Source organism: Peribacillus alkalitolerans (genome assembly GCF_010882125.1).
Lineage (GTDB): Bacteria > Bacillota > Bacilli > Bacillales > DSM-1321 > Bacillus_BN > Bacillus_BN alkalitolerans.
Window position 1 is genome coordinate 1 of record NZ_JAAGVZ010000076.1, and the last position, 1,030, is coordinate 1,030.

Sequence of the window (1,030 nt, forward strand, 5' to 3'; positions counted from 1 at the left end):
ACCAATTCGTCCAAGCGCGATTCTTTAAAACACTACTGTTATTATAATTAGTAGAAAACTCTGTTTTTACGGGGCTAAAACCATTGTCGTAATCGTAATCAATAGACTTTGTTTTCGTATAGCCAGCAGTATTAACCCAGGTTGATAAGCTGTGCGCGAAGTTTTGACGTGATTTAGCTTCGTACCATTTTATCCAACTTGGGTGATCATATACTCTAACCTCTTTTCCAATATAACGGTATGACTTATATGTGTAGACAGTTGAACCACGACTTTTATCAATAGTTGTAAGTGCAGCATCCGCAGCATCAATAACAAGTCCGCCTACTGTTTTAAAGATATATCCGGCTACATACATACCCTTACTCCATATGTTGTTTAATACACCCTCTTCGGTATCTTGTTTGATTAATGTCCCATTACTATAAGCATAATTACTTATTGAAGTAGTTCCATCAGGATATGCTGGGGCCTCATAATAAGGAGGGATTTCGGCTGGTCCCCCAGACTTTGATAATTGTTCAGAGCTAGGAAGAGTAATTTCAGGTTCCCCAATATAAGTTTTGTCAAAAGAGTTATTCACTTCATTTGTTACTTCTATTTGTGCTTCTTCTTCCTCTGTGACTATTGTGTAGGTTCCAATCGTCTCTGGTCCAATTGAATTTTCTTCAGCAAAAAGTGTTATAGGAAAGACAATTGCTAAAATAGCACTAGTGACTATGATAGTTAAGTTGCTCTTTACCTTTTTAAAGGACATTTGATCTCCTCCTAAGAACCTAATGTTTAAATTATAAATTAATCATTATTAATCAGATACAGAAATAATTCTTCATTTTATTGCTTTTTTCAACAATTTTGAGATTGGGAAACACCAATAATCTTTTAGTGAGTTGTTAATAAATTATAGGTACGACCTCGAATATTATTCAAAATGTTGAAACCAACTGATTTGTACAGGAATAAAATTATAACATTTAAGGACTAAAATGTATTATTTTTAATCCATATGTGCTATAATTAAATTAAAGAA

Annotated in this window: 1 protein-coding gene; it reads right to left on the minus strand. The window is 33.3% G+C overall.

Annotated features, from left to right (window positions below):
- Positions 1–757 (minus strand): hypothetical protein (locus G3O09_RS22075; RefSeq protein WP_163103582.1); only part of this gene is annotated, 757 nt, incomplete at its 3' end.
- Positions 758–1,030: the final 273 nt, after the last annotated feature.